Origin of the sequence: Nocardia farcinica (genome assembly GCF_029867845.1) — a bacterium.
In the GTDB taxonomy this organism is placed as follows: Bacteria; Actinomycetota; Actinomycetes; order Mycobacteriales; family Mycobacteriaceae; genus Nocardia; species Nocardia farcinica_A.
Genome location: NZ_JARWRU010000273.1, coordinates 1 through 7,421, shown reverse-complemented (window position 1 = coordinate 7,421; position 7,421 = coordinate 1). Strand labels below are relative to the sequence as shown.

The 7,421-nt window shown below is 72.5% G+C and carries 6 protein-coding genes and 2 pseudogenes; 4 read left to right on the top strand and 4 right to left on the bottom strand.

Going from position 1 to position 7,421, the window contains the following annotated elements; genetic code table 11:
• Nucleotides 1-272 (bottom strand): annotated as a pseudogene (locus QH283_RS05660) (polysaccharide biosynthesis protein); the annotation flags it as partial.
• A gap of 114 nt (nucleotides 273-386) precedes the next feature.
• Between QH283_RS05660 and QH283_RS05655 the strand changes: the two are divergent.
• Entirely contained in the window at nucleotides 387-2,264 is a 1,878-nt protein-coding gene (locus tag QH283_RS05655; protein WP_432420667.1) for a hypothetical protein, read from the top strand.
• Between the two features lie 4 nt (nucleotides 2,265-2,268).
• Here QH283_RS05655 and QH283_RS05650 read toward each other — a convergent pair whose 3' ends face one another.
• Entirely contained in the window at nucleotides 2,269-3,441 is a 1,173-nt protein-coding gene (locus QH283_RS05650; protein WP_280501953.1) for a glycosyltransferase family 4 protein, read from the bottom strand.
• A 253-nt stretch (nucleotides 3,442-3,694) separates the two neighbouring features.
• Between QH283_RS05650 and QH283_RS05645 the strand changes: the two genes are divergently transcribed.
• Together QH283_RS05645 and QH283_RS05640 are read left to right on the top strand one after the other, a co-directional pair.
• Nucleotides 3,695-3,835 carry a hypothetical protein gene (locus tag QH283_RS05645; RefSeq protein ID WP_280501952.1) on the top strand — a complete coding sequence of 47 codons (141 nt, stop codon included), beginning with the start codon at nucleotides 3,695-3,697 and terminating at the stop codon, nucleotides 3,833-3,835.
• Between the two features lie 95 nt (nucleotides 3,836-3,930).
• The gene (locus tag QH283_RS05640) at nucleotides 3,931-4,731 is read left to right on the top strand and encodes a class I SAM-dependent methyltransferase (protein ID WP_280501954.1); all 801 of its coding nucleotides are present in this window, start codon (nucleotides 3,931-3,933) and stop codon (nucleotides 4,729-4,731) included.
• Here QH283_RS05640 and QH283_RS05635 read toward each other — a convergent pair.
• Nucleotides 4,687-5,016, bottom strand: a complete 330-nt coding sequence (locus QH283_RS05635) for a hypothetical protein (protein ID WP_280501951.1) — start codon at nucleotides 5,014-5,016, stop codon at nucleotides 4,687-4,689. The genes QH283_RS05640 and QH283_RS05635 overlap by 45 nt on opposite strands.
• A gap of 180 nt (nucleotides 5,017-5,196) precedes the next feature.
• Here QH283_RS05635 and QH283_RS05630 point away from each other — a divergent pair.
• A pseudogene (locus QH283_RS05630) lies at nucleotides 5,197-6,638 on the top strand (aldehyde dehydrogenase).
• A 135-nt stretch (nucleotides 6,639-6,773) separates the two neighbouring features.
• On the opposite strand, the gene QH283_RS05625 reads toward QH283_RS05630, so the two are convergent.
• Nucleotides 6,774-6,992 carry a hypothetical protein gene (locus QH283_RS05625; RefSeq protein WP_280501950.1) on the bottom strand — a complete coding sequence of 73 codons (219 nt, stop codon included), beginning with the start codon at nucleotides 6,990-6,992 and terminating at the stop codon, nucleotides 6,774-6,776.
• Nucleotides 6,993-7,421 lie beyond the last annotated feature (429 nt).

Below are 7,421 nucleotides of genomic sequence, written 5' to 3'. Positions count from 1 at the left end.
ACGATGGCCGCGCAGCGCCTTTGCTGGGCGCGCAGGGCGGCGACGGGCGCGCCGCGCACGAACTCGCGGGCGACCACGTTCTGCAACGCCAGCGCGGGCACCGCGCACAGCAACTGCACGGCGAGCAGGCTGGCGAACTCGCTGTAGCCGTTGACGCCGAGCCAGCGGCCCGCCAGTAGTTGCAGCAGGTACCCGGCGACATTGGCGGTCATGGCGCCGGCCGTCACCAGAGTCATGTCCGCCACGAGCAGGGGACGGCGCGTGACGGACATGGGCCCATCGTCGCACCCCGGGTCCGGTGTCCGGGTCAGCGGCCCTCGGCAGCGGGACTCGGCGCAGGCGCGGGTGGCGGACCGTCCGGTGCGCCGGGTCCGTAGGGTGGCCGCGTGGACGAGGGCACGAGGCGGCGGGAGCGCGGACAGCTGCTCGTGGCGGGCGGATACAGCGCGGCACTGACCCTGCTGATCGGGGGCCCGCTGCTCGGGCCCGGCTACCTGCTGCTGCGCGACGCGGTGAGCACGCCGCGTTCGTACCCCACGGACTCGGCGCTCGGCCTCGGCGATGCCGCGCCTCGGGCGGTCCCGCAGGACGCCCTGCTCGCCACCGTCGCCACGGTGATCGACGGCGGGCTCGCGGTGAAGGCGATCCTGGTGCTCGCGCTGTGGGCGGCGGGTTTCGGCTCGGCCCTGCTGGTCCGCGCCCTGCTGTCCCGCACGACGCTCACCCCCGGCGCCGTTCCCCTGGCCGCTCAGCTGGTGGCGGTGACGGTGACCCTGTGGAACCCGTACGTGGCCGAGCGCCTGCTGCAGGGCCATTGGAGTCTGCTCACCGGCTACGCTGCCCTCCCCTGGACCGTCTGGGCCGCCCACCGCATCCGTGCCGCCGCCGGCCGCGGCGGGGCGCGGATGGACGGCATCGGCCACTGGGCCGCCCTCGCCGCCTGCCTGGCCGTCGCCGGCCTCACCCCCACCGGCGCGCTGCTGGCTGCCCTGGTCGCCGTCGTGACCATCGGCGTCCGCCGCGTCCCCGCCACTCTCGCCCTGACCGCTGTCGCGTCGGCGCCGTGGCTGGTGGCCACCGCCCTGTCCGGCGGGGGCGCCGATCCCTCCGACCCGGCAGGCGCGAGCGCGTTCGCCGCCAGGGCCGAACCCCGTCTGGGCACCCTCGGCAGCCTCGCCGGCCTCGGCGGCATCTGGAACGCCGACGCCGTCCCGGCCTCGCGGACCACCCTGCTCGCCGCCGTCGGCACCATCGCCCTGCTCGCCGTGGTCGCGACCGGCGTGCGCGCGACCCGCACCGCCCCCCGGGCGCCGTCCGGGGCGGTGGATCTCGGTCACGCCGGCGTCGAGGCCGCCGACGCGGATCCCGCGCGGTCGATCCGCCGGTCGCTGCTGTGGACGGCCGCCGCGGCGGTGGCACTGCCCGCGCTCGCGGCGACCCCGTGGGGCATCGCCGTGATGGAGGCGCTGCTGTCCGGGGTGCCCGGCGCCGGCCTGCTGCGCGACACCCAGAAGTACGTCGCGCTGGCGGTGCCCGGCTACGCGCTGTGCGCGGCGGCGGGGTGCCTGGTGGTGGCAGCGCGGGTGCGGCGGGCCGGGGTGGGGGCCGGGCTGGTCGGCGTCGCGTTCGTGGCGGCGGTGGTGGTTCCGCTGCTGGATCTGGCCTGGGGCGTGGGCGGGCAGATGCGGGCGGTGCGCTATCCGGCGGGCTGGGAACGGGTGGCCGCCGAGGTGCGCGGGCCCGCCGACGTGGCGGTGCTGCCGGGCGGGATGTTCCGCAAGTTCCCGGACAGCGGGACCGCGCCGGTGCTCGACCCGGCGCCGAGGATGCTGCCCGCCGACGTGTTGCAGACCGGGGAGCTGCGGGTGCGGGGACGCACGGTCGCGGGCGAGGGGACGCGGGCGGTGCGGGTGGAGCGGCTGCTGCTCGACGGTGCGCCCGCGCGCGAGCTGGCCGCGCGCGGGGTCGGCTGGGTGCTGGTGGAGCGCACCAGCCCGGGGCCGCTCGGGGAGTCGGCGCGCACGCTGGCCGAGCTGGAGCGGGTCTACGCCGACGACGATCTGGCGCTGTACCGGGTGCCCGCCCCCGCGGACGGCCCCTCGGCCGAGGCGGTGGCCGCGGCGGAGTACTCGGCCTCGCCCGCGCGGCGCGGGTGGGCGTGGGCCGCGCACGGCGTGTGGGTGAGCGTGCTGGTGGGCGGGGCGGCCGTGGCGGGCTGGGCGCGGACGCGCCGGGGCAGGCGGTCGCCGGAACCAGGCGTGTGAGCGATCAGTCCTCGGCGGGTCCGGCGACGAGCCCGGACACCCGCTCCCCCCTGGCCACCGCGGCGAGCACCTCGTAGGCCCCGTTCCCGGTCTGCTCCCAGGAGAACTCCTGCGCCCTGGCGCGCGCCTTCTCGCCCATGACGGTGCGGGCGGGCGCGTCGACGAGCAGTTCGCCCGCGGCTTCGGTGAGCTGGGCGACGTCGTCGACGAGCATGCCGGTCACGCCGTCGACGATGGAATCGGTCAGGCCGCGCGAGCTGCGGTACCCCACGGTGGGCACGCCGTGCTGGCCCGCCTCGATCACCGCCAGGCCCCAGCCCTCCTTGCGCGAGGGCATCAGGTGCACCCAGGAGCGGGCGAGCAGTTCGTGCTTGCGGATCTCGTCCACGTGACCGTGGAAGGTGACGATGTCGTCGATGCCGAGTTCGTGGGCGGTGGCGCGCAGGTTCTCCTCCCACCAGCCGCCGCCGATCACGTCCAGCCGCAACCCGGCGATGCGCTCGCGCAGGCGGGCGACGGCGATCAGCGCGTCCTCGATCTGCTTGTGCGGCACCAGTCGCGACAGCACCACCGCGCGCGGCTCGGGCGAGCGGGTGGCGGCCGAGCCGGTCGGCGCGCCCTCGGGCACCGGTTCGGCGCCATTGCGCACCACGGCGATGCGCTCGCGTTCGACGCCGAGCACCGCCAGTTCCTCGGCCGAGGGCAGTGAGACGGTCAGGTACTGGTTGTCGCGGTGCACGCGTGGTGACAGTCGCGACTCGATCCACCAGCCGATCCGGCCGATCAGCGCGCCCGCGACCGGCCACTGTTCCCGGTGGCCGTGGTGCACCAGCACCACCGAGGGCGCGCCGGCGGCGAGGGTGGCGAAGAAGGGGATGCCGTTCTGGGTGTCGATCACCGCGTCGGGGCGCACGCCGCGCAGCGGTCCGAGACCGATCCGGCCGAGCAGGATGGCCGCCAGGGCGCGCGGGTAGACGGTGTAACGGCCGCCGCCGCGGCTGATGTCGATGCCGTCGATCCGTTCACGACGGGCCGCGCCCGGGTACCGGGCGGTGCGCAAAGTGACCTTGACACCCCGGGCGGCGAGCTGAGCGCCCACCTGTTCCAGATAGCGTTCGCTGCCGCCGCCCTGCGGGTGCCCGGAGTCGCGCCAGCAGAGCAGGAGGACTTCGCGCACGGTGGAGCTTCTCTCAGGATTCGGGCCCAGTGGGCACTCGGACATCGGGCTACACCCTAACCCGATGGGCCCCCGGGACGGCGCAGACCCGAAGTGCGCGGCGCCGGGTCTGTGAAAGGTCGGAAATCAGAGCATCGAATTTCTCTGAAATGCTTCCATTTCACAGTTCGGCTCGTTAGCCTCCGAAACACCCCCGATTTCTGGGGGCGGCCGGTCGACTACGTGGACCGGTCCGCACGATGAGGAGTAGTGAATGAGGAAAACGATGACCAGGACCGGCGGCGGCGCCGATTCCGGTTCCGGTATCGAGATCGACGGCCTGCTGGGCGCGCTGCTCACCCTGCTCGGCACCTCCGCCTCCACCGGCTCGGGCGCCAGCAGCGGCGTCGGCTGATCGACCGGGCGGACCCGGTTGCGCGCGGCTGCCGGGTCCGCCCGCGGGCGCGCGCGAGCGCCGGTGCGCGCTTGTGGAAAACTCGGCGCGTGCCGATTGCCGAGAGACAACGGTCACCGATCGTGGTGACGCCGCGGGCGGCCCGCGCGCGCTTCGCCCGCCGGGCGACCCTGCGCCGAGCACTGCGCCTGCTCGGCAGCTTCCGTTTCGAACAGAGCGACCCCGCGCTCTTCTACGGCGGCATCGCCGCCGACAGCGCCGCCATGCTCGCCGACTTCTACGCCGATCTGACCGGCGGCGACCTGACGGGAGCGACCGTCCTGGACGTGGGCGGCGGCCCCGGCTACTTCGCCGACGAATTCGCCCGCGCCGGAGCGCGTTACATTCCCGTCGAACCCGACCCCTCGGAGATGCACGCGGCGGGACTGAGCGTGCCTGCGGCGGTGCGCGGTTCCGGCATGGCACTGCCCTTCCGCGACGATGCCGTCGACATCTGCTTTTCCTCCAATGTCGCCGAACACGTGCCCGAGCCGTGGGCGATGGCCGACGAGATGGTGCGGGTGACCCGCCCCGGCGGGCTGATCGTGCTCTCCTACACCCTGTGGTGGGGGCCCTTCGGCGGCCACGAGACCGGCCCGTGGCACTACCTCGGCGGCGAGTACGCCGCTCGGCGCTACCGCCGCAAGCACGGCAAGGAACCCAAGAACCGCTTCGGCACCTCACTGTTCGCGGTGGGCGCCGCCGACGGGCTGCGCTGGGCCGCCAGGACCCCCGCCCAGGTGCACGCGACCTTCCCGCGCTATCACCCGCACTGGGCGTGGTGGCTGGTCCGGGTGCCCGTCGTCCGAGAGCTATTGGTGAGCAATCTGGTCGTCGTAGCGACGAAGCCGCACTGAGCCGAGTCGGCGCATCGACCGCCGTGGCGCGGGCGCCCTTGTGGCCCAGGGCGATTCGCGCATCGCCAGGCCCACCGTCTCCAGTGTCGTCAGACCGACCCGGCTCGCCAGCTGATCCACCGTCGCGACCGCTTCGGCGGCCTGCATGGCGGCCGTGGCCTGTTCCAGGGTCAGGGTGCGACCCGGCAGGAAGGAGACGACCCACCCTCCGGCGCCGACACTCTTCGCCTGATGCTCGGTCTGATCGCTGGTCATCAGCGATCTGCCGATCACATGCAACGCCATAACCTGTCCTCCCCAGCTTATGAGTAGCTACAGCATCCACCCCCGGGCAACCTTTCGCAATAGTGCGTTCTCGCGAAAAGAGAACCGACAGGTTGGAATTCGTGCAGGTCAGAGGGTGTGAGCCGAACGAAACTGCAACAGGTTACAGACATAGCCGGGGCAAAACTGTAACGTGTTCTCATGCACTACGACAGCTTGTTCATCGGTGGCCGCTGGACCGCACCGGCCGGCTCCGAACGCCTCCAGGTCATCTCACCGGCCACGGTCGAACCGGTGGGCAGCGTCCCCGTCGTGACCCGCGCCGACGTCGACGCCGCGGTCGCCGCCGCCCGCCACGCCTTCGACCACGGGCCGTGGCCGTCCACCCCGCCCGCCGAGCGCGCCGAGGTCCTGACCAGGGCCGCCCGCCTGATCGAACAGCGATCCGGCGACCTGGTCGCGGCCCTGACCGCCGAGGCGGGCGCGACCATGCTGGCCGCGACCACCCTCAACCAGCTTCCCGCCACCGCCACTCTCGACACCTACGCGAACCTCGCAGGCACCTTCGGGTGGCAGGAGACGCGCACCGGCTCGTTCGGCACCACCAGGGTCAGCCGCGAGCCGCTCGGCGTGGTCGCCGCGGTCACCGCCTGGAACGTGCCGCTGTTCCTCGCGGTGAACAAGCTGGCGCCCGCCTTGCTGGCCGGTTGCACGATCGTGCTCAAGCCCGCCCCCTTGACACCGCTGAGCGCCAATATCGTCGCCGACATCTTCACCGAAGCCGGTGTGCCGGAGGGCGTGATCTCGGTGCTGCCCGCCGAGGCCGACGTCGCCGAGTACCTGATCGGCCATCCCGGCGTGGACAAGGTGACCTTCACCGGCAGCACCCCGGTGGGCCGCCGCATCGCCGCCATCGCGGGCGAGCAACTCAAGAGCGTCTCCCTCGAGCTCGGCGGCAAGTCCGCGGCCATCCTGCTCGAGGACTTCGACGTGAACAACATCCCGGTGCTCGCGTTCTCCGGCCTGATGAACAGCGGCCAGGGCTGCGTGGCCCAGACCCGCGTCCTCGTGCCGCGCAGTCGCTACGACGAGATCACCGACGCGCTGGTCGAGCACGTGCGCACACTCACCACCGGTGACCCGGCCGATCCGGCGACGACCTTCGGCCCGCTGATCTCCGAGCGCCAGCGCGAGCGCGTGGAGGGCTACATCGCCAAGGGCAAGGCCGAGGGCGCGCGCCTGGTGCTCGGCGGCGGCAGGCCCGGGGCCACGCCCGCGGCTGGTACGTGGAGCCGACCATCATCGCCGATGTGGTCAACAAGTCGACCATCGCGCAGGAGGAGATCTTCGGCCCGGTCCTGTCGGTCATCCCCTACGGCGGCGAGGACGAGGCGGTCGACATCGCCAACGACTCGGCCTACGGCCTCGCGGGCTCGGTCTGGACCGCCGACATCGAGCACGGCGCGCGGATCGCCGCGCGGGTGCGCACCGGCACCTACGCGATCAACTGGTACGCCTTCGACCCGACCTCGCCGTTCGGCGGCTACAAGAGCTCCGGCCTCGGCCGCGAGAACGGCCCCGAGGGCCTCGACGCCTTCTGCGAGCAGAAGTCGCTGCTCATGCCGATGGGCTGGACCGGCTAGACGCCCGGCGCCGACGGATCCGCTGCCGCCGTTCCCGCCGAGGGGACGGCGGCAGTTCGGTGCGCGGCAGTACCGGTGCGCGGCAGTACCGGTGCGCGGCAGTACCGGTGCGCGGCAGTACGGTGCGCGGCTACCTCACTCGCCGGCGCGATCGGCGGTGACGAGCACCCGGATGACCGGTTCACTTCCGCGCATCGGCAGCGGATGGAGAGCGGGGTCGGCGGGCGCGTCGTCGACCCGCACCTCGTAGCCGGGCGGCAGGACCCGCCGCAATCGGTCCGCGGCCCGAAGGGCAGGCGTGCTGGCCGGTGTCGCGGTGGACGCCGGGGCTCCGGGAATGTCTCGTTCGACCATGCTCGGACCACCTCTCACATTGCCTGGGATTCTACTGGCAAATCACCGCGCAAGCGCGGGGACGAGAGTGAAGAATGCATTTTTCACAGAACGTATTCATATGTGGCACAACACGATAGAATGACGCGGCGACGACATCCCCGTAACCGCAGGGCAATCGACGCGCGACCCTCGGCAACTTTCCGACGGATGGCAGCCGGATTACGCGACAACGAATTCCGCGCAGTGCACCGTCCAACCGTCCGCCGTTTTCGGCGAGAAATCCGCGAGCGAATACCGGTCCGGCGGGATCGGGCAACCACCGGCAACCGACTTCGGTAATACCGTCGCCCACCGGATTCAAACGGTCACAAGATCACGAAACGGTGTGCGAATTCCGGTCTCGGGCAGACGAAAGGCCCCGGAAGCGCGCTTCCGGGGCCTTTCGTC

What these genes read in the sequence shown, in the direction of transcription:
- QH283_RS05625 (WP_280501950.1), bottom strand. Translation starts at nt 6,992, where the DNA reads ATGGTCGAACGAGACATTCCCGGAGCCCCGGCGTCCACCGCGACACCG.
- QH283_RS05635 (WP_280501951.1), bottom strand. Translation starts at nt 5,016, where the DNA reads ATGGCGTTGCATGTGATCGGCAGATCGCTGATGACCAGCGATCAGACC.
- QH283_RS05645 (WP_280501952.1), top strand. Translation starts at nt 3,695, where the DNA reads ATGAGGAAAACGATGACCAGGACCGGCGGCGGCGCCGATTCCGGTTCC.